22 protein-coding genes are annotated in these 24,261 nt (G+C 63.8%); 13 read left to right on the forward strand and 9 right to left on the reverse strand.

Annotated features, from left to right (window positions below; all coding sequences use genetic code 11):
* Positions 1-5 precede the first annotated feature (5 nt).
* Together BDD18_RS17760 and BDD18_RS17765 are read right to left on the reverse strand one after the other, a co-directional pair.
* Positions 6-2,393 carry a xanthine dehydrogenase family protein molybdopterin-binding subunit gene (locus tag BDD18_RS17760; protein ID WP_066691270.1) on the reverse strand — a complete coding sequence of 796 codons (2,388 nt, stop codon included), beginning with the start codon at positions 2,391-2,393 and terminating at the stop codon, positions 6-8.
* A 21-nt stretch (positions 2,394-2,414) separates the two neighbouring features.
* Positions 2,415-2,885 carry a (2Fe-2S)-binding protein gene (locus tag BDD18_RS17765; RefSeq protein ID WP_066691268.1) on the reverse strand — a complete coding sequence of 157 codons (471 nt, stop codon included), beginning with the start codon at positions 2,883-2,885 and terminating at the stop codon, positions 2,415-2,417.
* Between the two features lie 236 nt (positions 2,886-3,121).
* On the opposite strand from BDD18_RS17765, the gene BDD18_RS17770 reads away from it, so the two are divergent.
* Positions 3,122-4,231, forward strand: coding sequence for a sigma-54-dependent Fis family transcriptional regulator (locus tag BDD18_RS17770; RefSeq protein ID WP_066691266.1), 1,110 nt, complete (start codon positions 3,122-3,124; stop codon positions 4,229-4,231).
* A gap of 82 nt (positions 4,232-4,313) precedes the next feature.
* Here the strand turns inward: BDD18_RS17770 and BDD18_RS17775 are convergent, their stop codons facing one another.
* Positions 4,314-5,069: a TOBE domain-containing protein gene (locus BDD18_RS17775; RefSeq protein ID WP_142084814.1), complete on the reverse strand. Its 756-nt coding sequence runs from the start codon at positions 5,067-5,069 to the stop codon at positions 4,314-4,316.
* A gap of 108 nt (positions 5,070-5,177) precedes the next feature.
* On the opposite strand from BDD18_RS17775, the gene modA reads away from it, so the two are divergent.
* The 9 genes from modA to BDD18_RS17820 all read left to right on the forward strand — a co-directional run bounded on the left by modA (position 5,178) and on the right by BDD18_RS17820 (position 14,211).
* The gene (gene modA, locus BDD18_RS17780; RefSeq protein WP_142084817.1) at positions 5,178-5,942 is read left to right on the forward strand and encodes a molybdate ABC transporter substrate-binding protein; all 765 of its coding nucleotides are present in this window, start codon (positions 5,178-5,180) and stop codon (positions 5,940-5,942) included.
* Between the two features lie 82 nt (positions 5,943-6,024).
* Positions 6,025-6,705, forward strand: coding sequence for a molybdate ABC transporter permease subunit (gene modB, locus BDD18_RS17785; RefSeq protein WP_142084819.1), 681 nt, complete (start codon positions 6,025-6,027; stop codon positions 6,703-6,705).
* 2 nt (positions 6,706-6,707) lie between these two features.
* The gene (modC, locus tag BDD18_RS17790) at positions 6,708-7,820 is read left to right on the forward strand and encodes a molybdenum ABC transporter ATP-binding protein (RefSeq protein ID WP_142084822.1); all 1,113 of its coding nucleotides are present in this window, start codon (positions 6,708-6,710) and stop codon (positions 7,818-7,820) included.
* 258 nt (positions 7,821-8,078) lie between these two features.
* Positions 8,079-9,755, forward strand: a complete 1,677-nt coding sequence (locus BDD18_RS17795) for an EAL domain-containing protein (protein WP_244939134.1) — start codon at positions 8,079-8,081, stop codon at positions 9,753-9,755.
* Between the two features lie 130 nt (positions 9,756-9,885).
* Positions 9,886-11,001 (forward strand): saccharopine dehydrogenase family protein, encoded by a 1,116-nt coding sequence (locus BDD18_RS17800; RefSeq protein ID WP_142085051.1) that lies wholly within the window; start codon positions 9,886-9,888, stop codon positions 10,999-11,001.
* A 7-nt stretch (positions 11,002-11,008) separates the two neighbouring features.
* Positions 11,009-11,545, forward strand: a complete 537-nt coding sequence (locus BDD18_RS17805) for an SRPBCC family protein (RefSeq protein WP_142084824.1) — start codon at positions 11,009-11,011, stop codon at positions 11,543-11,545.
* Positions 11,542-11,970 carry a DoxX-like family protein gene (locus BDD18_RS17810; RefSeq protein WP_142084826.1) on the forward strand — a complete coding sequence of 143 codons (429 nt, stop codon included), beginning with the start codon at positions 11,542-11,544 and terminating at the stop codon, positions 11,968-11,970. The genes BDD18_RS17805 and BDD18_RS17810 overlap by 4 nt, the downstream gene beginning before the upstream one ends.
* Positions 11,971-11,980: 10 nt before the next feature.
* A complete protein-coding gene (locus BDD18_RS17815) occupies positions 11,981-12,457 on the forward strand; it encodes a DUF2269 family protein (protein ID WP_142084828.1) in 477 nt (158 codons plus the stop codon).
* Positions 12,458-12,513: 56 nt separating this feature from the next.
* Positions 12,514-14,211, forward strand: a complete 1,698-nt coding sequence (locus BDD18_RS17820; RefSeq protein WP_142084830.1) for an ABC1 kinase family protein — start codon at positions 12,514-12,516, stop codon at positions 14,209-14,211.
* A gap of 94 nt (positions 14,212-14,305) precedes the next feature.
* Here the strand turns inward: BDD18_RS17820 and BDD18_RS17825 are convergent, their stop codons facing one another.
* The 4 genes from BDD18_RS17825 to BDD18_RS17840 are packed head-to-tail and all read right to left on the reverse strand — an operon-like array spanning position 14,306 to position 17,458.
* Positions 14,306-15,154 (reverse strand): molybdate ABC transporter substrate-binding protein, encoded by an 849-nt coding sequence (locus tag BDD18_RS17825; protein ID WP_244939135.1) that lies wholly within the window; start codon positions 15,152-15,154, stop codon positions 14,306-14,308.
* Positions 15,155-15,159: 5 nt separating this feature from the next.
* Positions 15,160-15,930, reverse strand: coding sequence for an ABC transporter substrate-binding protein (locus tag BDD18_RS17830; RefSeq protein WP_409855888.1), 771 nt, complete (start codon positions 15,928-15,930; stop codon positions 15,160-15,162).
* Between the two features lie 53 nt (positions 15,931-15,983).
* Positions 15,984-16,715 carry an ABC transporter ATP-binding protein gene (locus BDD18_RS17835; protein WP_244939152.1) on the reverse strand — a complete coding sequence of 244 codons (732 nt, stop codon included), beginning with the start codon at positions 16,713-16,715 and terminating at the stop codon, positions 15,984-15,986.
* Between the two features lie 5 nt (positions 16,716-16,720).
* Complete coding sequence (locus tag BDD18_RS17840; RefSeq protein WP_066691216.1) at positions 16,721-17,458, reverse strand: ABC transporter permease; 738 nt, start codon at positions 17,456-17,458, stop codon at positions 16,721-16,723.
* 50 nt (positions 17,459-17,508) lie between these two features.
* Between BDD18_RS17840 and BDD18_RS17845 the strand changes: the two genes are divergently transcribed.
* The 3 genes from BDD18_RS17845 (at position 17,509) to BDD18_RS17855 (ending at position 21,223) form a co-directional block, all read left to right on the forward strand.
* Entirely contained in the window at positions 17,509-18,636 is a 1,128-nt protein-coding gene (locus BDD18_RS17845) for a substrate-binding domain-containing protein (protein WP_142084832.1), read from the forward strand.
* Between the two features lie 181 nt (positions 18,637-18,817).
* Entirely contained in the window at positions 18,818-19,435 is a 618-nt protein-coding gene (locus BDD18_RS17850; RefSeq protein WP_142084834.1) for a TRAP transporter small permease subunit, read from the forward strand.
* Between the two features lie 18 nt (positions 19,436-19,453).
* On the forward strand, positions 19,454-21,223 hold the full coding sequence (locus BDD18_RS17855) for a TRAP transporter large permease (protein ID WP_142084835.1): 1,770 nt from the start codon (positions 19,454-19,456) through the stop codon (positions 21,221-21,223).
* A gap of 507 nt (positions 21,224-21,730) precedes the next feature.
* Here the strand turns inward: BDD18_RS17855 and BDD18_RS17860 are convergent.
* Together BDD18_RS17860 and BDD18_RS17865 are read right to left on the reverse strand one after the other, a co-directional pair.
* Complete coding sequence (locus tag BDD18_RS17860) at positions 21,731-22,810, reverse strand: TRAP transporter substrate-binding protein (RefSeq protein WP_067511723.1); 1,080 nt, start codon at positions 22,808-22,810, stop codon at positions 21,731-21,733.
* A 142-nt stretch (positions 22,811-22,952) separates the two neighbouring features.
* Positions 22,953-24,035: a TRAP transporter substrate-binding protein gene (locus BDD18_RS17865; RefSeq protein WP_044398218.1), complete on the reverse strand. Its 1,083-nt coding sequence runs from the start codon at positions 24,033-24,035 to the stop codon at positions 22,953-22,955.
* Positions 24,036-24,261: the final 226 nt, after the last annotated feature.

Consider the following 24,261-nt stretch of genomic DNA (forward strand, 5'->3'; position numbering starts at 1 on the left):
TCTCCTTATGCCTTGGCCGACTGAATGGCTTCCCACACGCGGTGGGGCGATGCCGGCATATCGAAGTCCTTCACGCCCAGGGGGCGCAGAGCATCGAGCACGGCGTTGATCACCGCGGGGGGTGAACCAATGGCCCCCGCCTCGCCGCAGCCCTTGGTGCCCAGCGGGTTATGGGTGCACGGCGTGCACACATGGCCGAGCTTGAACTCGGGGAAGTCATCAGCGCGCGGCATTGCGTAGTCCATGAAGCTGCCGGTAAGCAACTGGCCGGTTTCGCGGTCGTACACGCAGTTTTCCAGCAGCGCCTGGCCAATGCCTTGCACCAGCCCGCCATGCACCTGGCCCTCCACGATCATGGGGTTGATGATGGTGCCGAAGTCGTCCACCGCAGTGAACTTGTCCACGCGGGTCACGCCGGTCTGCGGATCGATCTCCACCTCGCAGATATAGGTGCCTGCGGGGAAGGTGAAGTTGGTCGGGTCGTAGAAGGCGGTTTCGTTCAGCCCAGGTTCGAGCTTGTCCAGCGGGTAGTTGTGCGGCACATAGGCGGTGAGCGCTACCTGGCCAAACGGGATCTTCTTGTCCGTGCCGCGCACGGTGAATTCACCGTTGGCAAAGTCGATGTCGGCGTCACTGGCCTCCATCAAATGCGCGGCAATTTTCTTGGCCTTGGCCTCGATCTTGTCCAGCGCCTTCATGATGGCTGCGCCGCCCACGCTGATGGAGCGCGAGCCGTAGGTGCCCATGCCAAAAGGCACGCGGCCCGTGTCGCCGTGCACGATGTCCACGTTCTCCACCGGGATGCCCAGGCGCGCGGCCACCACCTGCGCAAAGGTGGTCTCATGCCCCTGGCCGTGGCTATGCGAGCCGGTGAACACCGTCACGCTGCCGGTGGGGTGCACCCGCACCTCGCCGCATTCAAACAGCCCGGCGCGTGCGCCCAAGGCACCTGCGATGTTCGAAGGTGCAATGCCGCAGGCTTCGATGTAGCTGCTGTAGCCAATACCGCGCAACAACCCCTTGGCCGCACTGGCTGCCTTGCGCTGCTCAAAGCCTGCCACATCAGCCAGCTTGTTGGCACCGTCCATGCAGGCATGGAAGTCACCCGTGTCGTACTGCAGCGCCACCGGCGTCTGGTACGGAAAGGTCTGGATGAAGTTGCGGCGGCGGATTTCGTCTTGCGAGAGGCCCATCTCCCACGCGCAGCGGGTCACCAGGCGCTCCAGCAGATAGGTGGCCTCAGGGCGGCCCGCGCCCCGGTAGGCATCGACTGGCGCGGTGTTGGTGAACCACGAGTCCACCTCCACATACACCTGGGGCGTGCTGTACTGGCCTGCCAGCAGCGTGGCGTACAGGATGGTGGGCACGGCACTGGCAAAGGTGCTGAGGTAAGCACCCAGGTTGGCGTGCGTGTGCACGCGCAGGGCCAGGAACTTGCCGTCCTTGTCCATCGCCATCTCGGCGTGGCTCACATGGTCGCGGCCGTGGGCGTCGGAGAGGAACGCCTCGCTGCGGTCTGCCACCCACTTGATGTTGCGGTTGAGCTTTTTGGACGCCCAGGTCAGGCACACGTCTTCGGCGTACAGATAGATCTTGGAACCAAAGCCGCCGCCCACGTCAGGCGCAATCACGCGCACCTTGTGTTCTGGCAGGCCCATCACAAAGGCCGTCATCAAAAGCCGCTCAACGTGCGGATTCTGGTTGCTGACATACAGCGTGTATTCGTCGCTGGCCCGGTTGTAGCTACCGATGGCAGCACGCGGCTCCATGGCGTTGGGAATCAGGCGGTTATTGACCAGGTCGAGCTTGGTGACATGCGCTGCATTGGCAAACGCTGCGTCCACACCGCCCTTGTCGCCAATCGCCCACTTGAAGCAATGGTTGTCTTGCGCAATGTCGTGCACCACCGCACCGGCCACCGCGCCCGATGCAGCATCGGCCACATTGACCACGGCGGGCAGCACGTCATAGTCCACCTCCACCAGCTCGGCCGCATCGCGCGCCTGCTGCTGGGTGTGTGCCACCACCATGGCTACGTGGTCGCCCACATAGCGCACCTTGCCCTGGGCCAGGATGGGGTGTGGCGGCTCCTTCATGGGCTCGCCATTGGTGCTGGTGATGAGCCAGCCGCAAGGCAGGCCGTTGATGTTGTCGGCCGCCACATCGGCGCCGGTGAACACGCCCAGCACGCCAGGCGCGGCCTTGGCGGCATCCACGTTGATGCTGTTGATCTTGGCGTGGGCGTACGGCGAGCGCACAAACACCGCATGGCATTGCGCGGCCAGCACCACATCGTCGGTGTACTGCCCGGCGCCCGTGAGGAAGCGGTAGTCTTCCTTGCGCTTCAAGGCCTCGCCAATGTATGGCAGCTTGGAAAAGTCGGATGCACCCATGGTCTCTCTCCTCTTTTCTGGTTAAGCCGATGCCATGGCCTTCTGGCCAACCTGCACTGCACGCACGATGTTCTGGTAGCCCGTGCAGCGGCAGATGTTGCCTTCCAGCAGCTCACGGATCTCGCCCTCGCTGGCGTTGGGGTGGTTCTTGCACAGGTCTACCGCGCTCATCACCATGCCGGGGGTGCAGAAGCCGCACTGCAGGCCGTGGCATTCCTTGAACGCCGCCTGCATGGGGTGCATGGTGCCGTCGGGCGCGGCCATGCCTTCGATGGTGGTCACCTCGGCCCCCTGGGCCTGCACGGCCAACATGGCGCAGGATTTGACGGCGCGGCCGTTGACGTGCACGGTGCAGGCACCGCACTGGCTGGTGTCGCAGCCCACGTGGGTGCCGGTGAGCGCAAGGTGCTCTCGCAGCGCGTGGACCAGCAGGGTATTGGGAGGGACGTCAACACTGGCCGCGCGGCCGTTGACGGTGAACTGCACTTGCATCTCGCTGTCTCCTGTAATGGTGATGGCTGAATTCGCACGGCGCATCTTGAAACGCCCCTGCCCCCCGCTTCTCTAGGGACAACCCTAGAAACACCCGGCGCTGCGCGGGATATTCTCAAAATGAAACATGCTGCACTGCACACCGGTGCACCATGCGCGAAGACTGTCACCCGTTGCCACCTCGCCTTGCGCGCACGCTCCCACGGCGTAGCCAAGGCCCTGCCTCAGGAACTGCGATGCTTGCTGCTGCCGATCCGTCATCCCACCACCGCCAGGCCCTGATCCAGAGGGCCCGGCAGAGCGTTTTGCTGGGCGCGGGTGGCGAGGCGTCGCTGGAGCCATGGATCACGCGCTCGTGGCAGCGGTGCCTGGCCGCCGGGCTCCATCCCGGGCACAAGGTGGTCTTCAACCCCATCAGCGGCCAGGCATTGCGCCAGCTGGCCGATGAAAGCCATGCGCTGGTGCAGGCCGCGCGGCCGGTGCTGGACCAGCTCACCCGCGCGATTGCGGGCATGCGCTACTTCGCGATGTTGACCAACGCGCGCGGCGTGGTGATCGACGTGCAGGGCGCGGTAGACCGGCACGACCCGCGCAGCCAGCTGATCGGGCGCGTGGGGGTGGACCTGTCTGAAGCCGCTGTGGGCACCACCGCCATCGGCGCGGCGCTGACCGAGCTGGCCCCCGTGTGGCTGCACAGGGGCGAGCACTTTTGCGATGACAACAGCGCATATAGCTGCGCAGGCGCTCCCCTGTTCGACCCCGAAGGGCGCTGCATGGGCATGCTGGACCTGACGGGCGTGGATGTGCCCGAGCGGCCCGAGCTGCGGCACCTGGTGGCGCGATCTGCCCGCGCGATCGAAGACGCGCTGCTGCTGTCGCGCCCGCACGACTGGCTGATGCGATTGAACTGGCCCGGCGGCGCACTGGGCGGCGAAAGCGATGGCCTGGTCACGCTGGACGACGACGGCCAGGTGCTGGGCACCAACACCACGGCGCGGCAACTGCTTCCCATGCCGCTGCGCAGCCCCGGCGGCGCTCTGCACAGCGCCGATCTGTTTGCCATGCCCTGGGCCATGCTGCGCGATGCGGCATGCCAGCAGCGCAGTGCAGCCATGCCGGTGCCGCTGTGGTCGGGTCTGCGCCTGCAAGCGCTGGTGCAACCGGCTGCAGCAGCTCCGGGCCGCGTGGGCGCAAGCCCTGCCGCGCCCTTGCGGCAGACAGAGACCGCGCTGATCCGCCAGGCGGTGCAAGACGCCCGCGGCAATGTGGCCGAGGCCGCGCGCGCACTGGGCATCAGCCGCGCCACGGTGTACCGCAAGCTAGGGCAGCCCGCAGGGAAATTTTGAACAAAAATGAGCCCTAGAGCGCACCAGAAAAGCGCTAGCAGCTATCAAAAACAGAGCAAGTCAACCTACGACGGCCCAGCCCTCAATCCCACAGTGCCAGCACCACCGCCGATTCATCCACCTGCAGTTTGACCCGGGACCGCACCCGCAAGCCGCTGCCTGCCGGTGCAAAGCCCACCATCTGCACACCCGCATCGAGCTGCGCGGCCACTTCGTCCACCTCGGGGCCGCGTGAAAGGCGGGTCACGCGCCCTTCCCACCAATTAACTCCAGCAGCAGGCGACTCGGCATACGGCATCGCCCGCACCGCCGTGGCCTTGCACAGTGCCAACAAGGCCTGCCCAGGCTGCAGGCCCAGCAGCTCGGCACTCTCCGCCGTGATGCGCGATGCCAGCGACAAGGCCACCGATCCCGGCTCGGCCGCCTTCAAATGCACACGGGCGATGGGCCCCAGCCGCTCTACCGACTCCACCACGCAGGGCCACTGGTTGCGCATGCTGGTCTTCACGCCCAAGCGGGGGGCAGGCTGCTGCAGGCGCTGCAGCACCGCGCTGCGGGCCTGGGCCATGGCATCAGCGGCCGCCAGCAGTTCCAGCCCGGCAGGGGTCAGGCGCGCCCCACCACCGCCAGCGCCCCCCACCACGCGCTCTACCAGCGCCACGCCCGCCAGGTTGGTCAACGTGTCCACCGCCTGCCAGGCCGCTTTGTAGCTCACGCCCACCGCCCGCGCTGCGCGCGAGATGGAGCCCAGCGCGCCAATCTGGCGCAGGATGCCGATGCGGCGGTCAGAAAGGTCGTGCCCCAGAGCACCGGCCAGCGAATGGGAAGAAGAAGGCATGCAGGAAGTGTAGACAGCCTACACACCGCAGGGGCATACGCCCCACTGGTTGGCAGGCGCTTCTATACTTCGCTATTCCATTCATGAATAGCGCTTTGCGCCCACCTTATGCGCCTGCCTGCCATCCGCCACCCTTGGGCCGTTGCCCTCGCCCTCTTGCTCAGCGGCCTTACCTGCGCCCACGCAGACCAGGTTCAGGTCGCCGTGGCAGCCAACTTCACCGCCCCCATGCAGAAGATTGCAGCCGCTTTTGAGGCAGACACGGGCCACAAGGCCGTGCTTTCGTTTGGGGCTACAGGCAAGTTCTATGCGCAGATCACCAACGGTGCACCGTTTCAGGTGTTCCTGTCGGCAGACGACACCACCCCGGCCCGGCTCGACCGGGAAGGCCGCACCGTGGCCGGGTCGCGCTTCACCTACGCGATAGGCCAACTGGTGCTCTGGAGCCCCAACGCCCACTACGTGGACGCGCAAGGCGCAGTTCTCAAGACGGGAGACTTCAAGCACCTCTCGCTTGCCAACCCCAAGCTCGCGCCCTATGGCGCTGCAGCCATGCAGGTGCTGGACAAACAGGGCCTGACCGCACATCTGCAGGCGCGCATCGTTACCGGTGAAAACATTGCCCAGGCCTACCAGTTCGTTGCCAGCGGCAACGCCCAGCTGGGGTTCGTGGCACTGTCGCAGGTGATGGAGGACGGCAAGATCACCAAAGGCTCGGCCTGGGTTGTTCCTTCCGACTTGCATGCGCCCATCCTGCAAGACGTCGCGCTGCTGGCCAGTGGCAAGGACAACCCCGCAGCCACTGCGCTGATGCAATACCTGCGCAGTGACAAGGCGCGCGCGGTGATCAAGGCCTTCGGCTACCGCTTCTGACGGCGCACTCGCCCCAACGCCAGCCCTGGTTCTGCGAAGATCGCGGGCGCCATGCCTCTTTCAAGCCACTCGTCCTGCCGCCATGCCGTTCTCTGCTGAAGACTGGACCGCCATCGCGCTCACCCTGCGGCTCGCGGCCACCACCACAGTGCTGCTGCTGGTGCTGTGCACGCCCATTGCGTGGTGGCTTGCCACCACCCGCTCCCGCTGGCGCGGCCCGGTGGGGGCCATCGTGGCCCTGCCCCTGGTACTGCCGCCCACGGTGATTGGTTTTTATCTGCTGGTCACCATGGGCCCCAACGGCCCATTGGGGCAGCTGACCCAGGCGCTCGGTCTGGGCACCCTGCCATTCACCTTCCCCGGCCTGGTGATTGGCTCGCTGGTGTATTCGCTGCCGTTTGCGGTGCAACCCTTGCAGCGCGCATTCGAGGCCATCGGCCCGCGCCCGCTGGAAGCCGCCGCCACGCTGGGCGCCAGCGCGCTGGACCGGTTTTTTACCGTGGCCCTGCCCCTGGCGCGCCCCGGCTTCGTCACCGCGGCCATTCTGAGCTTTGCCCATACGGTGGGCGAGTTTGGCGTGGTGCTGATGCTGGGCGGCAACATCCCTGGCGTCACGCGCGTTGTCTCGGTGCAAATCTATGACCACGTGGAGGCGCTGGAATACGCCCAGGCCCATTGGTTGGCGGGCGGCATGGTGCTGTTCTCGTTCGTGGTGTTGCTGTGCCTCAACCTCACGCGGCGCTCCCCCTCCGCCATATCGTGAGCATGACAAACCCCGCAACCACCACCCCGCCCATCGAAGTGCGCCTGCAACTGCAACGCAGCGGCTTTGCGCTGGATGTAGACATGCAACTGCCTGGGCGCGGCATCACCGCACTGTTTGGCCCCTCAGGCTGCGGCAAGACCACCTGCCTGCGTGCCATGGCCGGACTGGAACACGCCCCCCTGGGCTGGGTGCGCGTACATGGCGAGGTATGGCAAAACGATGGGGTGCAAGACGCCCCCCCCATCTGGCGCCCCCCGCACCAGCGGGCGCTGGGCTACGTGTTTCAGGATTCGCAACTGTTCGATCACCTCGACGTGCGCGGCAACATCGACTATGGCTTGCGGCGCACCCCGGTCGCGCAACGGCTGGTGGCGGTAGAGCAATTGGTAGAGCTGCTGGGTATTGGCGCCCTGATGGAGCGCAAGCCCGCCACGCTATCGGGCGGAGAGCGCCAGCGCGTGGCCATTGCCCGGGCGCTGGCCACGAGCCCGCGCCTTTTGCTAATGGACGAACCCCTGGCCGCGCTGGACACCCAACGCAAAGCCGAGGTGTTGCCCTACCTGGAGCGGCTGCACAGCGCGCTGGACATTCCGGTGGTCTACGTCAGCCATGCGCTCGACGAGGTTGCACGACTGGCCGAGCACATGGTGCTGCTGGAAGCCGGCCGCGTGCGTGCCAGCGGCCCCACCGCCGAACTGATCGCCCGGCTCGACCTGCCCCTGGCCCAGGGCGATGCGGCGGCCACGGTGGTCACCGGCACCGTGATAGAGCATGCGCCGCAGGACCACATCACCTGCGTAGCATTCGCGGGGGGACAGCTGCTGCTGGTCAGCCCCCAGGCCCGCGTTGCGGGTGACACCGTCAAGCTGCGCGTGCAGGCCCGCGACGTGAGCCTGGCCCTTACCCCACCGCAAGACAGCAGCATCCTCAACATCGTGCCTGCCACCGTGGCAGAGATGCGCGAAGACAGCCCTGGCCAATGGATGGTGGCCTTGCAAGCAGGCCCCACCCGCTTGCTGGCCCGCGTCACCCAACGCTCCGTCCACGCCCTGCAATTGCGGCCTGGGCTGCACGTTTTTGCCCAGATCAAGGGCATTGCCATCGTGAATTGATGGGTGGCAGCCATCTCTGCGCTGGCGCGTTCCGCCCCGCAGGACAGGAGGTAGCTAACGAGCCCCGGCACGGTGCGAGGCCCGCTTCTGTGGCGCGCTGAGCGGCTCTTTCAGGCAGCAGCGACGCCAGTATTTCACCGCCCCTTAGAATGTTAAAAAAATGTATCTTGAGTGTCGCAATGACAACTCAAGTGAGGTGAATTGCATTCCCGTCGCCTTCAACCGTGCGACGACTGCATCTAACGAGGGTGAACCAGGGTGGAATCCGTTTCGATATCGCAAGGCGCTGCGCACGCCTTTGGAGTGGCGTTTCCGCCTCTGTTTCACAGCCTTTTGTATTGGGGCTTTGCCTCACTGGTGGTGCATGTGTGTCAGCGGCTGGTGGAGCACACCGCTTTCTCGCTCGACCCCTCCAGCCGCCGCATCAGCGCATCCAATGCATCACTGTGCATTGGATGCATCGTCTGGGCGCTGGATGTGGTCGGCCTGTTCATGTACGGCGAGCTATTCCATGTGGCCTTGGAACTGGTGCCCGCGCTGGGCAGCCTGCTGGTCATGGTATTCAGCGCCCGAGTCACCATCCCCACGCTGAGCACCAGCACCAGCGTACGCAATCTTCTGCCTGCAGGCTTGTTGCTCGCCTTGGGCATGATGGCCGGACACTTTCTGCTTGCCCGCAGCTATGTAGCCCATTTCTCTGAGGTGAATGTTCTGGCCATTGCGCTGAGCATTGCCACTGCGGCTGGCGTGGCCTGTTACACCGCCATTCGGCACCGCGCGGGCAAGATGAGCGCGCTCACACAGCGTTATGCCCCGCAGAACTGGCGAGACAACCTCATCAGCGGTGGCGCCATCCTGGTATTGCACTGGTTGCTGGTGAACTGCTTCCCCTTGCAGAAGCCAACCACCAGCAATCCAGACAACGGCATGGCGCTACTGGCGGTGCTGCTGGTCATTACCTTCGCCTTGGCGGTAGATCAATTCCGAAACATCCGCTCTGACCAGGTGCGCCAACAGCTGCAGCGGCTGGGCTTGTCGCTCATGCGTGTGGCTCCAGCCCACCAAAAACCGCCAGAGCACGACGTGCATCTCTCGCTGATTGCCGACCACCTCCCCAGGCTTCTGAATCGCGGAAGTCTCACGCTGCACTTCCAGCCCATCGTCAATTTGCATGCGCCGCAGGTTCACTACGAGGCTCTTCTGCGCCTGAACGATCCACTGCAGGGACCCCTGAGCCCGGACGCCTTCTTTCTGGTCTGCGAGCTGCAAGGCAAAACCAGCCAGGTTGACCGACTGGTTCTGGCCAACGCACTGGACGCCGCTGAGAGCTGGGCAGCCCAGGGCATGCAGCACAGCAAGGTGTGTGTGAATGTGGCGCCTGTCACGCTGCTGGAGCCCGACTTTGCCCAATGGCTGGGCGCCAAACTCCAGCGGCGCGGCCTGCCCTGGGGCACGCTGCAACTGGAGATGACCGAGCACGCCATCATTGCCTGCGGTGCGCACATGGTGCAAGCCATCAACGACTTGCGCATGCTGGGCGTTGGTGTCTTCATGGACGACTTTGGGGCCGGCTATTCATCGCTGGGGGTTCTGGCCGACCTGCCCATCAGCGGCATCAAGTGCGACCGGCTTTTTGTGCGCCAGTTGCAGCAAGACCCGCGCCGCCAGTCCCTGCTGCGCCATGTGGTGCGGCTGGCGCGGGACCTGCAGCTGGAGGTGGTGGTGGAAGGGGTGGAGACAGAGCAAGAGCTGCAGTCGGTGCTGGAAATCGGTATTGGCAATGTCCAGGGCTACTTCTTTAGCAAAGCCATGCCGCCAGAGGCCGTTCCCCAATGGCATAAGGCCTACCGCCCCGCGGAGATCACTGTGCTGCCCCCGCACCCTGCAACGGCTGCATCGCCGTTTCTGGCAGCCCCCGCGCCTATGCCGCTGTGATCCACCAGAGGCATTGCCAGTAGCAAAGTCCGCCGCCCCGCCTGCGCACTGAACCGCAGGCCCATGCGGTCAGAATGAAGGGCTGCTACCCAACCATTCTGACCTGACCAGGAGCCCCCGATTGACCGCGATGAACGTATTGGTACTGGGCGGCTACGGCAACTTTGGCACCTGCATCTGCAAAGCACTGGCAGGGCACCCGCAAATCCACCTGTTGATCGCTGGCCGCAATGCCAGCAAGGCCCAGGCGCTGGCTGACACCGTAGGTCATCACACGCAAGGTGTGGCGCTGGACCACGAAGCCCCCGACCTGGCACAGCAGCTCAGGGCCCTCAACGTCGGTCTTGTCATCCACACCGCAGGGCCTTTTCAGGCACAGGCCTACGGCGTAGCACAGGCCGCAGCGCAGGCCGGCTGCCATTACATTGACCTGGCCGACGGACGGCGGTTTGTGTGCGATTTTCCGGGAGCCATGCACGGCGCGTTTTCAAGTGCGGGCCGCACCGCGGTAACGGGTGCCAGCACGGTTCCAGCACTGTCTTCAGCCGTGGTGGATGCCTTGTGCAGCGGCTGGCGCAGCATCCATACGATTGACACCTGCATCGCCCCGGCGCAGCGCGCCCCGCGAGGAGAAGCCACGCTGGCCGCAGTGCTGAGCTACTGCGGCGTACCGATTCCCGTGTGGGAAAACGGGCGCTGGCAAACGCGCCTGGGATGGGCTGATCCCACGCCAGTGTCTTTCCAACGCCTGCCCCCACGCCGGGGCGCGGTGTGTGACATCCCCGACCTGGAGCTGTTTCCATCTCACTACCAAGTCACGCAACGCGTGAGCTTTCGGGCGGCGCTGGAAGTGGGCCTGGCGCAAAGCGCCTTCAGCGCCTTGGCCAGGCTGCGCCAGTGGGGCTGGCTCCAGCAGCCTGAAAAGCTGGCAGCGCTCATGCACCGAGGCGGCGGGCTGTTCGACGCCCTGGGCACGCCACTGGGCGGCATGGTGGTGCGAGTCAGTGGCCTTGATGCCCAGGCCCAGCCCCGCCGCAGGGCTTGGCACATTGCCGCAGACCACGACCATGGCCCCGAAATTCCCTGCATGGCCGCCATCTTGCTGGCGCGCCTGCTGGCCGAGGGGCAGCACATGCCTTCAGGGGCTTGGACCAGCACCGGCCTGCTCCCGCTGAACGCCTTTGCGCCTGAATTTGCCAAATGGGGCATGCAGACTGACGTTGTAGAAGAAAACGCCTCGCACTGAACAACGCATGGCCCACCAGAAACTGATCTTTTCCATGCCCGCGCGGGCCGATTTGGCTTTTGACGCCTTCCACTACCACCACTGGCGGGGGCAATGGGATTCGTTGGTCAGCCGCACCCAGGTGCAGCATGGCGCGCCCTGCCCCAGCGTGGGCGCCATTTCAGAAAACACCGGGGCCGGCGTTCTGCGTGCACTGTCCATGCGCACGCAGTTTGTCAGCTACCACAGGCCCACCCTCGCAGCAGCCAAGATGATCGGGCGCTCGTTTCCGTTCACGCAATGGGCAGCCTCCATGCGACACCTGCCCGATGGGCCAGACCGCTCGGTGCTCATCTACACCTACACCGTTGACGTGGGCCCGGCATGGCTGCGCTGGATTCTGGAGCCACTTGTACGCTGGGTATTCGAACGCAAGACCAGGCAGCGGTTTGCACGGCTGGCCCAGTTTCTGGCGGTCCATGCCCCAGAGATTGCCGCGTGGCAGCGCCAGCAATCCACTCAGGCCGTGGCGTCAACCGCTACCCAGACCGCACACCGTCCATGAGCGCCAAGACCAAAGCAGCCCCCTCCCTCGGCCTCCTTCGCTACAGCCTGGTCGTGGTGTGGCTTGCCACCGCATTTGTCAGTGTGTGGGAGCTTCACGGCCAAAGCCTGGATCTGCTCGCCAAGCTGCCCCGGCCCCTTCAACGCTGGGCCACGGCCGTGGTGCTGGCTGGTGCCGCGGTGGACGCTGTCATCGGCCTGTGGCTGGCCTGGCGCCCGTCGCGCATGGCCTATGCCACAGCGCTTGCGGTGATGATCGGCATGACGCTGGCCGCCACCGCCATCGACCCCGGCTGGTGGCTGCACCCCCTGGGCCCGCTGACCAAGAACCTGCCCATTACCGCCATCTTGTGGGTACTGTGGCGCGCTTCGCCAGCCAGCCCTGCGCGGCACACCGCACCGCCCCCCGCTCGGCAGCCGTCTTGAACCACTCCATATGAATCTCTACTTGCTACTCAAGTGGCTGCACATCGTCTCCAGCGTGCTCATGGTGGGCACCGGGCTGGGCTCCGCGTTTTATATGTTCTTCACCAACCGCAGCGGCAATGTGCAGGCGCAGGCCGTGGTGACGAAGCTGGTCGTGCGTGCTGACTGGTGGATCACCACCCCCACGGTGTTGATCCAGCCAGCCACCGGGTTGGCCATGGCCTACCTTGCCGGGTGGCCGCTGAGCACGCCCTGGCTGGCCTGGTCACTGGCTCTGTATGCCTTGGCCGGGCTGTGCTGGCTACCCGTGGTGTGGCTGCAGCTGCGCATGCGCGACATGGCCCAGCAAGCCGCTGCTGACGGCAGCCCGCTGCCCGCTGCCTATTGGCGCTGCGCTCGCTGGTGGGAGGGGTTGGGTTACCCCGCGTTTGTGGCCATGGCCGTGGTGTTCTTTCTGATGGTGAACAAGCCAACCCTGGGCGGGTAAATGCCGGGGCCGTGCCGGGGCCCCCTCCCCCGCCCCTTGCGCACTATCATCGACAGATGCTGATCGAGACTCTGGACACCGCGCGAGACCTGGGCCGCCTCAAGGAAATTCTGGGCGTGATGGTGCGCCACGGCTTTGGCGACACCGTGCGCCGCCTGGGCCTGGCAGACCGGCTGGAGCGCGCCGGGCAGGTGCTGAACTGGCCCCACGCCGCTGAACTGGCGCGGCTGGAGCCCCCCGTGCAGGTGCGGCTGGCGCTGGAAGAACTGGGGCCCACGTTCGTGAAGTTTGGCCAGATCCTCGCGGGCCGGGCCGACCTGTTTGGCCCGGAGTGGATTGCCGAGTTCGAGAAGCTGCACAGCCACGTACCCGCCCTGCCGATTGACGCACTGCGCCCGCAATTGCGTGAAGACCTGGGCGATGAGCCCGAGGCTGTGTTCGCATGGTTTGACACCGCGCCGCTGGCCGCAGCCTCCATCGCGCAAGTCCACCGGGCGCGCCTGCACGACGGCACCGAAGTCATCGTCAAAATTCGCCGCCCCGGTATTGCCGACACGATCGAGGCCGACCTGCGCCTGTTGCTGCGCCTGGCGGCACTGGCAGAGGCCGAGCTGCCCACACTCAAGCCCTACCGCCCCCAGCAACTGGTGCGCGAATTTGCCCGTTCGCTCAAGCGTGAGCTGGACCTGGCCGGCGAATGCCGCCATGCCGAGCGCATTGCCGCCAACATGGCGCCCTTGGGCTTCATCGCCATCCCCAAGGTGTACTGGACTCACACGCGCGAACGAGTGAACGTGCAGGACTTCATCGACGGGGTTCCGGGCAACCATCTGGAAGCTCTCACGCCCGAGGCGGGTTTTGAACGCACGCTGCTCGCCCAACGCGGCGCCCACGCCGTGCTCAAGATGATTGTGGAAGACGGCGTCTTCCACGCAGACCCCCATCCCGGCAATGTGTTTTACCTGCCGGGCAACCGCATCGCATTCATCGACTTCGGGATGATTGGGCGGCTGTCGCAACGCCGTCGCGACGAGTTGCTGCAACTGCTGCTGGGCCTGGTGGAGCACCAACCCCAGGCCGTGGCCGATGTGCTGCTGGACTGGACGGGTGACGAGCCAGGAGTGCAGATCGGCCAGCTGGAGACCGAGATCGAGGCCTTTGTGGACCAATACCACGGCGTGCCCCTGGCCCAATTGCGCCTGGGCCAGATGCTGGCCGATGTGACGGCCATTCTGCGTGACCACCGGCTGGCGCTGCCTTCCGATCTGGCCCTGCTCATCAAAGCCTTCATTTCATTGGAAGGCATGGGCCGCAACCTGGACCCGAACTTTCACATGGCATCAGAAGCCCTGCCCTTGCTCAAGCAGGTGGTGGGGGCACGCTACCAGCCGCGCGCCCTGGCGGGGCGTGCCTGGCAATCAGTGCGGCAAACGCTGAGCACGCTGGAGCGCCTGCCAGACGACCTCGGCCGCCTGCTGCGCAACGCGCGACGTGGCCGGGTGCAGGTCGGCATTGAACTGGCCCACCTCAAGCGCGTGGGCGACCAGATTGATCGCTCGGCCAACCGGCTGGCCATGGCACTGGTAATTGCCGCGCTGATCATCGGCTCCTCCATCGTCATGACCGTACAGGGAGGGCCCACGCTGTTTGGCCTGCCAGCGTTCGGCTTTCTCGGGTTCATGGGGGCAGTGGTGTGCGGTCTTTGGCTGGTGCGTGCCATCTGGCGCAGCAGCCACGGGCGGGACGACGATTGACGAAGCCACCAGGCCCGCTTCTCCAATAAAAAAGCGCTGCGCCCCACAAGAAGGCACAGCGCTTGCAACTGACCAGGAAATGACCCTGCGCGCCTCAGGGTGCAGCAAAGCCCAACCGACGAAGCACGGCCTGCGCCGGGGGCTGTAACACCGCCTGGGCAAAGGCCTGTGCCTGGGCAGGCGCGCCAGCGCGCACCGTGAGGCCATAAGCCGCCCCCACTTGCAAGGCCTCGGGCACAGCCACTACCTGCAGACTGGGCACTTCAGCCCGCGCTGCCACGGCGTTGGTGCAATAGGTCAGAAACACATCCGCGCGGTTCTGCTCCATCACCCACGCATAAGTGTTGCGACCGGCCGGAGCTTGCGCCGAATTGGCACCACCCGTGAGCTGAAGCGCCTTGGCCTCCAGGCGCGCAGTGGCGCCCGGCTGCAGCGCGTCGGCCTTCTGGAACAAAGCCCAGGCGTAGTCGCCCGCGGGATCAGCCTTGGGCGTGGAAATGCCCAGCCGCACCTGGGGCTGCAGCATGGTGCCGAGCAAAGTATCAGAGGTCACCGCCACCGTACCCTGCGCCAGCGCGCACAGCGTATTGCGCGTGAAAACGACGGGAGCTTGCCACTGCCCCTGGTTGGCCAGGCGCTGTGGGTGCTTCGTATCGGCCGAGGCAAACACCTGGGCGGGTGCGCCTTGCTCAATGCGTTCCCGCAGCAGGCCCGATGCGGCTAAGGTCAGCACTACCTTCTGGCCCGTGCGGGCCTCATGGTCGCGTGCGATCTCGATGAGCGCATCGCGCAGGCTGCCTGCCGCATACACCTGCACCGGGTCAGCCCCGGCCGCAGGGGCTTTCACGGGTGCTGCGCCCTGCTGCGTGGCGCAGCCCGACAGCACAGCTGCTCCGAGCATCAGCGAAGACACTCCCCACGCGTTCAAACGGGTTGCAGGCATGGCGCTCACTTTGGCGCGTTAGGGAAGAACAGCTGTTCGCCGCCAATCTTGTAGCTGGCAATCACAGCCTGACCGGTGGGCGACACGATCCAGTCCACAAACTTCTGCGCGTCCTGCGCCTTCACATGGGCGTGCTTGGCGGGGTTCACCACCATCACACCGTACTGGTTGAACAGACGGGCGTCGCCTTCCACCAAAATGGCCAAATCCGCACGGTTCTTGAAGTTGAGCCAGGTGCCACGGTCTGCCAGCGCGTAGGCGCCGCTGGAGGCAGCGATGTTCAGCGCGGGGCCCATGCCGCAACCGCACTCCTTGTAGCCGCTGCCCTTGGCCGCATCAGCGCCCGACAGCTTCCAGTAACGCAGCTCAGCCGCGTGGGTGCCGCTCTTGTCGCCGCGCGATACGAAGTTGGCATTGCCCGCAGCCAGCTTCTTGAGGGCTTCGACGATGTCCTTGCCCTTGGCGCCCGCGGGGTCCGCCTTGGGGCCCACCAAGATGAAGTCGTTGTACATGACCGGGTAGCGCTTGACGCCCCAGCCATCGGCCACAAACTTTTCTTCAGCCACCTGGTCGTGCACAAACAGCACATCAGCATCGCCACGGCGTGCCGTGTCCAACGCCTGGCCGGTGCCCAACGCAACCACCTTCACATCCAGGCCGCTGGCCTTCTTGAACTCAGGCAGCAGGTGCGAGAACAGCCCCGACTGCTCGGTCGAGGTGGTCGATGCCATCGTGATGGACTGCGCTGACACCGCGCCAGACGCTACAAAAAGCATAGCTGCTAGCGCTTGATGGATGGGCTTCAGAGCCAGATAAACCTTGAATTGACTCATACCAGTTCTCCTTTGACAAAAAGACGTGCGGCCTCGGGCAGTGGACCATTGAAAAAATCATGGACGGGCAAATCGGCAACCAGTTGCCCGTGCTCCAGATAAATCACCCGGCTGGCCAGGCGCTTGACCTGCCCCAGGTTGTGACTGCTGAACAGCATGGTCACGGGCTGAGCGCGCCCCTGTTCGGCTTGTGCGTTGGCAAAGTCAGCCATCATGCGCTCCACCTCGCGCTTGGCGTGGGGGTCCAGGCTGGACGTGGGCTCGTCCAGCAGCAATACATCTGGCTGTAGCGCCCAGGCGCGGGCCAGTGCCACACGCTGCTGTTGCCCGCCAGACAAGGTGCGGGCGTTTTGTTGTGCGATGGATTCCAGCCCGACCCGCTGCAGTGCGGCCAGCGCCGTCTTTCGGGCAGCGCCCCAGCGGCTGCCACGCAGCCACAGGCCCAGGGCCACATTGTTTTGCGCACTGGTGCGCAGCATGTGAGGCCGCTGAAACAGCATGGCCTGCTGGTGTGGCAAGGCGGTAATGCAGGTTCCGGCACTGGCGGGAACCAGCCCATGCAACACGCGCAGCAAGGTGCTTTTGCCGCTGCCGTTGGCACCCACCAGGGCCACACGCTCCCCCGGCGCGATGCGCAGCGTGATGCCGGACAGCGCGTGCACGCGACCAAAGCGCACATCCACGCCCTGCAGATCCATGAGCCAGCGGGAGCCGGCGCTGGGCGGCATGCCACTCATGCGGTCACCCCCACCGGCAGGTCTGCCGCACTGCCGTCCACCCGCTCGCGCCAGCGGCGCAGCAGCGCAATCACCACATTCAGGGCCAGCACCACGGCCAGCAAAATCATGCCCAGCGCCAAGGCCAGGGGCAGGTCCCCCTTGCTGGTCTCCAGCGCAATCGCAGTGGTCATGACGCGCGTGAAACCGTCGATGTTCCCGCCCACGATCATCACCGCGCCCACTTCAGAAATGGCACGCCCAAACGATGCCAGCAGCACGGTGAGCAAGGCATAGCGCTCATCCCAGGCCAGCAGCAGGCTGCGCAGCAAAGGGCTGGCGCCGAGGGAGCGCAACTGCTCGCCATGGGCACGGTCTGCGTCTTCCACCATCTGCCGGGTCAGCGCCGTGGCCACAGGCAGCACCAGCAATGCCTGGGCGAGCACCATGGCCTTGAAACTGAACAGCCAGCCCCAGCTACCCAACGGCCCACTGCGCGACAGCAGCAAATACACCACCAGCCCCACTACCACCGAAGGCACCGCCAGCAAGGTATTGAGCACGGCCAGCACAGCGCCACGCCCGGCAAACCGGGCCACACCTAGCCACGCGCCCAGCACCAGGCCAGCACCACAGGCCAGCAAGCACGCAGTGGCGCTGACCGACAGGGAGCGGCCGACGATGGTCCACAGCGCGGGGTCGGCAGAAAAAGTGAGTTGCAGCGCTGTTGTCGCGCTTTCGGTGAGAGTGGACATGGATTCGACTATCGTATGCACCCAGCCAATCTCCAGCGATATGTAATCCTGTGCATAGGATCCAACTCCACTACACCCTGAGCCGCGACGCGGGCGATGCCCAGATTCGCAACCCCTTGCCTGAAATGCTGGAAGCCGTGGCGCAGCAGGGCTCCATCTCGGCCGCAGCGCGCACGCTGGGCATGTCGTACCGCCATGTGTGGGGCGCGCTCAAGCGGTGGGAAGAACAACTGGGCGGAGAGCTCGTTACCTGGGGCAAGGGCCAGTCTGCGCAGCTCAGCGAGTTCGGCACCAAGCTGCTGTGGGCAGAGCGACAGGCGCAGGCGCGGCTAGCGCCCCAGATTGCGGCCCTGCACGCCGACCTGGAGCGCGCCTTCGCGGTAGCGTTTGACGACAGTGCCCATGTGCTGACCATGTACGCCAGCCACGACGATGCGCTGGCATCGCTGCGCGCGCATGCGGCCACCCCCGGCGCATCCGGCGCCCTGCACCTGGACATTCGCTTCACGGGCAGCGTGGACGCCATCCGCGCACTCAACGAAGGCCGCTGCACCCTCGCCGGCTTTCACACGCTCGAACAACCTGCAGCCACCTCCCTGGCCGCACGCACCTACAAACCGCTGCTGCAGCCAGGCCTGCACAAAATCATCGGCTTTGCACGGCGCACCCAAGGGCTGATCGTTGCCAAGGGCAACCCGCTCGGCCTGCAGTCCCTCACGGACGTGGCCCGCACCGGAGCCCGCTTTGCCAACCGCCCCCTGGGCAGCGGCACCCGCGTGCTGCTGGAAGACCTGCTGGCGCAGGAAGGGCTCACAGGCCAGCACATTGCTGGTTTCGAACGCGATGAAACCTCGCACACCGCAGTGGCACAGGCCGTGGTCAGCGGTGCGGCTGACACGGGCCTGGGGATCGAAATGGCCGCCCGCGCGCGTGGGCTGGACTTTGTGCCCCTGGTGGACGAGCGCTACCACCTGGCCTGCCTGAAGGCAACGCTGGAGCAACCAGCCACCCGCGCGCTTCGGGAGTTGCTGCTCACGCGGGTCTGGCAAGACCACTTGGCGAGCCTGCCCGGGTATTCACCCATGCACAGTGGGCAGGTGCTGGCAATGAGCAACGTCCTTCCCTGGTGGGATTTCAGCCGCCCCAAGCGGCAGCCAGCGCATAGGAAGAAACCCTAATTGCTACGTTTTTGATAGCTGAAAAATCAAAGCTGACAAAGGGATAACACCGTCACGCTGCTGTCAGACTTGGCCTACAGTGCTCCGTAGAATCGCGCCGTGCAAAAAGTTCGGGCTCCGCGCTGGCTATCAGCTGCCGCGGACCGCGCGTTGTAGGCAAAGCCTTTTTATTGGAGACACCATGCAGGCTCTATTGAAGTTATCAAGAGGGATCGACTGGCTTAACACCCAAGTCGGTAAATACGTGATCTGGCTGATCCTCGGTTCCACCTTCATCAGCGGTGTGAACGCAGTGGTTCGCAAAGCGTTCAACATCAGTTCCAACGGTTTTCTGGAAGTGCAGTGGTACCTGTTCGCTGCATCGTTCCTGCTGGCTGCTGGCTACACGCTGCTGCAGGGCGAGCACGTGAAAGTGGACGTGGTTTCCAGCCGCTTTTCCAAGCGCACCCAGATCTGGATCGACGTGTTTGGCTACATCGTCTTCCTCACGCCCATGTGCATGGCCGTGCTGTGGTACGGCATTCCCTTCTTCACCCGCGCTTTTGTGTCGGGCGAAATGTCCAGCAACGCTGGCGGCCTGATCCGCTGGCCCGTGTATCTGATGATGCCTCTGGGCTTCGGCTTGCTGTGGCTGCAAGGCGTGTCTGAACTGATCAAGCGCCTGGCTTTCCTGAAGGGTTTGATCGAAGACCCCACTGCCAAGAAAGCAGAAAAGACGGCAGAAGAAGAACTGGCCGAATCCATCCGCAAGCTGGCCGAGGCAGCCAAGGGCAACGGCAGCAACAAGGCCAAAGCCTAAGAGCGGGAGACACACACCATGGAATTTATTGCCCATAATCTCGCCCCCATCATGTTTGCGGGGCTCATCTGCTTCTTGCTGGTCGGCTTTCCGGTCGCCTTCAGCCTGGGAGCTTGCGGCCTGTTCTTCGCCTTCATCGGCATCGAGCTGAACGTATTGCCCGAGGCACTGCTGCAGGCCTTGCCGCTGCGTATCTACGGCATCATGCAGAACGACACGCTGCTGGCCATTCCGTTCTTCACGCTCATGGGATTGATTCTTGAGCGAAGCGGCATGGCCGAAGACTTGCTGGACACCATTGGTCAGCTCTTCGGCCCCATCCGTGGCGGCCTGGCTCTGGCCGTAATTTTTGTGGGCGCCCTGCTCGCCGCAACCACCGGCGTGGTGGCGGCCTCGGTGATTTCGATGGGCCTGATCTCGCTGCCCATCATGCTGCGGTATGGCTATGACCGACGGCTCGCCGCCGGTGTGATTGCCGCCTCTGGCACTCTGGCACAGATCATTCCCCCATCGCTGGTGCTCATCATCATTGCCGACCAGCTGGGTCGCAGCGTGGGTGACATGTACAAGGGCGCCTTCCTGCCTGGTCTGATGCTCACCGGCTTCTACGCCCTGTACGTTATCTTGCTGGCAGTGATCAAACCCCAGTGGGTGCCTGCACTGCCCCCCGAGGCACGTACGCTGCGCGAAGACAACGGCAAGAGCGGTGTTCCATCGCTGCTGGTGTTGACTGCCATCTGCACGGCAGCCTCCATCTATGTCGCCAAGAACATGCCTGCACTGCACACATGGTGGTCGGGCGAAGCCGTAGACAAGGTCGCCCTGGACGAAACCATCGTGGTGTCCATGTGCTTCGGCGTGGCCCTGGCTTTCGTTGCCGCCAGCTTCAACAAGATCACTCGCCTGGGCCTGCTGTCGCGTGCGGCTGAACGAGTGACGTTCGTGCTGATCCCCCCGCTGCTGCTGATCTTCCTGGTGCTGGGCACGATCTTCCTGGGTGTGGCAACACCTACCGAAGGCGGCGCGATGGGTGCGCTGGGTGCCATCGTCATGGCCGTCATTCGCGGTCGTCTGTCGATGAGCCTGTTGAAGCAAGCCCTCAATACCACCACCAAACTGTCGTGCTTCGTGGTGTTCATTCTGGTGGGCGCCACCATCTTCGGCCTGACCTTCCAGGGCGTGGATGGCCCGCTGTGGGTGGAACACCTGCTGTCGGGCCTGCCAGGCGGCCAGCTGGGCTTCCTGATCGTCGTGAACATCATGGTGTTCTTCCTGGCGTTCTTCCTGGACTTCTTTGAACTCTCTTTCATCGTGGTGCCTCTGCTCGCCCCCGTGGCCGACAAACTGGGCATCGACCTGATCTGGTTCGGTGTGCTGCTGGCCATCAACATGCAGACATCGTTCATGCACCCTCCCTTCGGCTTCGCGCTGTTCTATCTGCGCAGCGTGGCTCCAGCCAAGGAATACATGGACAAGGTCACCAAGAAGATGATTGCGCCCGTGACTACGACCCAGATTTACTGGGGCGCCATTCCCTTCCTGTGCATCCAGATCCTGATGGTGGCCCTGGTGATTACCTTCCCTGGCATTGTTTCGAGCGGGCTGGACAAGGCCGAGGTGTATGACCTGGACAAGGTTCGCCTCGAAATGGAAGCCAACATGCCAGCACCCATGGAGCAGGCTGATCCCACGGCTGGCATGCCCGGATCAGAGGCCCCAGCAGCCGAAGATGATCCTCTGAAGGCCATGCAGGAATCTCTGTCGCAGGACGCTGAGAAGAAGAACTGATGACCATGGCAAGGCCTGCAAGGGTCTTGCCATCATGCTCACCTTACAAACCCGCCAGTGGCAGCACTGGCGGGTTTTCTTTTGGGGGGAGCGAGCTACATCAGTTCACATCGTCGATACGAGCCCAACGACTACCCATATCGCCAGCGCACATTCACCGCCATTCACGGTTACAAAGCGAACGCGGCAGCACTCGCATATGAATGGAGCGCGACCACCAACGCCGAGACATCACTGCAAGAGGCACGGGGCGCCTGGCAGCCCCTGTGTCTGGGATACGCGTCCCTCAATGGCTCTCCTGACCCACTCTAGGGCGCCACCTCCAGAGGGATATGTTGAGGCTATACAACCTCGCGGGCTACTCAAGCATCAGGACGTTTAGTACCTATCTCCTCATCGAGGCCGCAAGACCCTCTACAGCACGCACCCACAAAAAAACCCCGCCAAAGCCCAAAGCTTTGGCGGGGTTTTGCATGCCCGGAGTGGCGCTAGGCCATCCGTTTGCAATCAGAGCTTTTGCGACGACATGAAGCTGTCGAAACGAGACTCTGCAAAGCGGAACCAGAGGATCTGATCGCGCTGGAAATTGCGGTAGTCAGCGTAGATCTTCTTCCAGTCTGGGTTGCTCTTGTCGAGGTCGGCATACAGGCCCATGGTGGCTTTGAACGAAGCGTCCAGCACCGTTTGCGGGAAAGGCACGACCTTGGTCTTGGCAGCCACCAGTTGCTTGAGGGCGCCGGGGTTGCGAGAGTCGTAGCGGGCCTGTGTGCTGACGTGGGCTTCGTGCGCAGCAGCACGCACAATTGCACGGTTCTCGGCAGACAGGCTTTCCAGAGCCTTCTGGTTCACGTAGAACTCCAGATTCAGGCTACCTTCCCACCAGCCTGGGTAGTAGTAGAACGGAGCCACCTTGTGGAAACCCAGCTTCAGATCGTCGTATGGGCCGATCCACTCTGCGGCGTCGATGGTGCCCTTTTCCAGGCCTTGGTAGATTTCGCCGCCAGGAATGTTCTGTGGCACGCCACCCATGCGCTCGATCACCTTGCCACCAAAGCCGCCCACGCGGAACTTCAGGCCCTTGATGTCTTCAGGCGACTTCACTTCCTTGCGGAACCAGCCGCCCATCTGCGCGCCGGTGTTGCCACCCAGGAAGTTCACGATGTTGTACTGAGCATAAAACTCGCGCATCAGCTTGGTACCGTTGCCATCGACCATCCAGGCTGTGAGCTGGCGGGAGTTCATGCCGAAAGGAATCGCACCGCCAATGGCAAACGCTTCGTTCTTGCCGAAGAAATAGTACGGAGCTGTGTGAGCGATTTCGACCGTACCGTTTTGAACGCCATCGACCACGCCAAACGCGGGCATCAGTTCGCCTGCGGCATGCACGGACACTTCGAACTTGCCGCCCGACATTTCCTTGACGGCCTTGGAAAACACATCGGCAGAGCCATAGATGGTGTCCAGCGACTTGGGGAAGCTGGATGCCAGACGCCAGCGAACCGTGGCTTGGGCATGCACTGCCGGAGCAATGCCGGCAGCGAGCACGCCGGCGATACCGGTCTTTTTGATCAGGGAACGACGATCCATGGTGATTTTCCTTCTATACACATGCGCTTTTGGCACATGACGGGCCCAAAAAAAACCGGCATCTGTGCTGCAGGGTGTACAGCCCAGGCTACCGGATCGAAAAATAAAACCGGGTCTGCCAAAACAGCCCCGGACAACACAGTTACAGCTTCACGCCGGTCATGTAATTGTCAAAACGCAGCTCAGAGTAGCGAGCCCACAGCAGTTGGTCACGCTGGAAGGCGCGCATGTCCTGGTGGATGGTTTTGAACTCGGGCGACTTGGCTTCGTGCTCGGCAAAGACTTCCATCGAGGCCTTGTAGCCTGCGTCCATGATCTCCTTGGGGAAGGCCTTAAGCTGGGTCTTCGCGGCCACCAGGCGCTTGAGAGCGATGGGGTTGAAGGCGTCGTACTTGGCAGTCATGTCGCGGGCAGCCACCGTGGTGGCGGCATCGACGATGGCCTGGAACTCAGCGGGCAACGCAGCGTAAGCCTTGGCGTTGATGAAGAACTCCAGCTCGGCGCCACCTTCCCACCAGCCGGGGTAGTAGTAGAACGGTGCCACCTTGTTGAAGCCCAGCTTTTCATCGTCGTAAGGACCGACGAACTCGGTGGCGTCCAGCGTGCCCTTTTCCAGGGCCTGGTACACGTCACCCGCAGGCATGTTTTGCGGCACCACACCCAGCTTTTGCATGGCTTCGCCAAACAGGCCACCACCCATGCGGAACTTCAGGCCCTTGAGGTCGGCCACGGTCTTGATTTCCTTACGGTACCAGCCACCCATTTGGGTGCCGGTGTTGCCAGCGCTGCGGCTCTTGATGTTGTAGTTGGCGTAGAACGCGTCCATCAACTTACGGCCATTGCCATGGTCCATCCAGGCATCCATCTGGCGAGCGGTAAGGCCAAACGGCACGGCGCAGCCAAAGGCGAAGATGGAGTTCTTGCCGGTGTAGTAGTACGGGGCGGTCTGCGCCATCTCGATCGTGCTGCTCTGCAGCGCGTCCACCACGCCGAAGGCCGGCATCAATTCACCGGCTGCATGCACCGACACTTCGAACTTGCCGCCGGACAGGGCGCGTACCGTTTTCGCAAACATTTCGGCGCTGCCAAAAATGGTGTCCAGCGACTTGGGGAAGCTGGAAGCAAGGCGCCAACGCACGGTGGCCTGGGCGTGAACGGCTGGGGCAATACCTGCGGCGAGCACACCGGCAATACCGGCCTGTTTGATGATGGAACGACGATCCATGTAAATCTTTCCTGAGTGATGACCACACCGCTCGACGGCCGGGGCTTGGAACAAGCACTGACCAGTACGTGCGAATTGAATCTGCATTGTAAAAACTTGCGGGCGGCGGACTTTGCGGGTTATCCCGCGAAAACCCCGATGTCTCGGCTGCCTTTCAGGGTTTTGCAAGCTTGTTTCACACGCGCGCAGCATTCCACCCTACCGAGTGGAGGTAGAAGGTGCCGGT

This window comes from Acidovorax temperans, assembly GCF_006716905.1.
Classification (GTDB): Bacteria; Pseudomonadota; Gammaproteobacteria; order Burkholderiales; family Burkholderiaceae_C; genus Acidovorax; species Acidovorax temperans.

What these genes read in the sequence shown, in the direction of transcription:
- BDD18_RS17830 (WP_409855888.1), bottom strand. Translation starts at nt 15,930, where the DNA reads ATGCTTTTTGTAGCGTCTGGCGCGGTGTCAGCGCAGTCCATCACGATG.
- BDD18_RS17760 (WP_066691270.1), bottom strand. Translation starts at nt 2,393, where the DNA reads ATGGGTGCATCCGACTTTTCCAAGCTGCCATACATTGGCGAGGCCTTG.
- BDD18_RS17865 (WP_044398218.1), bottom strand. Translation starts at nt 24,035, where the DNA reads ATGGATCGTCGTTCCATCATCAAACAGGCCGGTATTGCCGGTGTGCTC.
- BDD18_RS17860 (WP_067511723.1), bottom strand. Translation starts at nt 22,810, where the DNA reads ATGGATCGTCGTTCCCTGATCAAAAAGACCGGTATCGCCGGCGTGCTC.
- modB (WP_142084819.1), top strand. Translation starts at nt 6,025, where the DNA reads ATGCCGTTCTCTGCTGAAGACTGGACCGCCATCGCGCTCACCCTGCGG.
- BDD18_RS17820 (WP_142084830.1), top strand. Translation starts at nt 12,514, where the DNA reads ATGCTGATCGAGACTCTGGACACCGCGCGAGACCTGGGCCGCCTCAAG.
- BDD18_RS17775 (WP_142084814.1), bottom strand. Translation starts at nt 5,069, where the DNA reads ATGCCTTCTTCTTCCCATTCGCTGGCCGGTGCTCTGGGGCACGACCTT.
- BDD18_RS17765 (WP_066691268.1), bottom strand. Translation starts at nt 2,885, where the DNA reads ATGCAAGTGCAGTTCACCGTCAACGGCCGCGCGGCCAGTGTTGACGTC.
- modC (WP_142084822.1), top strand. Translation starts at nt 6,708, where the DNA reads ATGACAAACCCCGCAACCACCACCCCGCCCATCGAAGTGCGCCTGCAA.
- BDD18_RS17850 (WP_142084834.1), top strand. Translation starts at nt 18,818, where the DNA reads ATGCAGGCTCTATTGAAGTTATCAAGAGGGATCGACTGGCTTAACACC.
- BDD18_RS17855 (WP_142084835.1), top strand. Translation starts at nt 19,454, where the DNA reads ATGGAATTTATTGCCCATAATCTCGCCCCCATCATGTTTGCGGGGCTC.
- BDD18_RS17770 (WP_066691266.1), top strand. Translation starts at nt 3,122, where the DNA reads ATGCTTGCTGCTGCCGATCCGTCATCCCACCACCGCCAGGCCCTGATC.
- BDD18_RS17810 (WP_142084826.1), top strand. Translation starts at nt 11,542, where the DNA reads ATGAGCGCCAAGACCAAAGCAGCCCCCTCCCTCGGCCTCCTTCGCTAC.
- BDD18_RS17825 (WP_244939135.1), bottom strand. Translation starts at nt 15,154, where the DNA reads ATGCCTGCAACCCGTTTGAACGCGTGGGGAGTGTCTTCGCTGATGCTC.
- BDD18_RS17815 (WP_142084828.1), top strand. Translation starts at nt 11,981, where the DNA reads ATGAATCTCTACTTGCTACTCAAGTGGCTGCACATCGTCTCCAGCGTG.
- BDD18_RS17800 (WP_142085051.1), top strand. Translation starts at nt 9,886, where the DNA reads ATGAACGTATTGGTACTGGGCGGCTACGGCAACTTTGGCACCTGCATC.
- modA (WP_142084817.1), top strand. Translation starts at nt 5,178, where the DNA reads ATGCGCCTGCCTGCCATCCGCCACCCTTGGGCCGTTGCCCTCGCCCTC.
- BDD18_RS17840 (WP_066691216.1), bottom strand. Translation starts at nt 17,458, where the DNA reads ATGTCCACTCTCACCGAAAGCGCGACAACAGCGCTGCAACTCACTTTT.
- BDD18_RS17805 (WP_142084824.1), top strand. Translation starts at nt 11,009, where the DNA reads ATGGCCCACCAGAAACTGATCTTTTCCATGCCCGCGCGGGCCGATTTG.
- BDD18_RS17835 (WP_244939152.1), bottom strand. Translation starts at nt 16,715, where the DNA reads ATGCCGCCCAGCGCCGGCTCCCGCTGGCTCATGGATCTGCAGGGCGTG.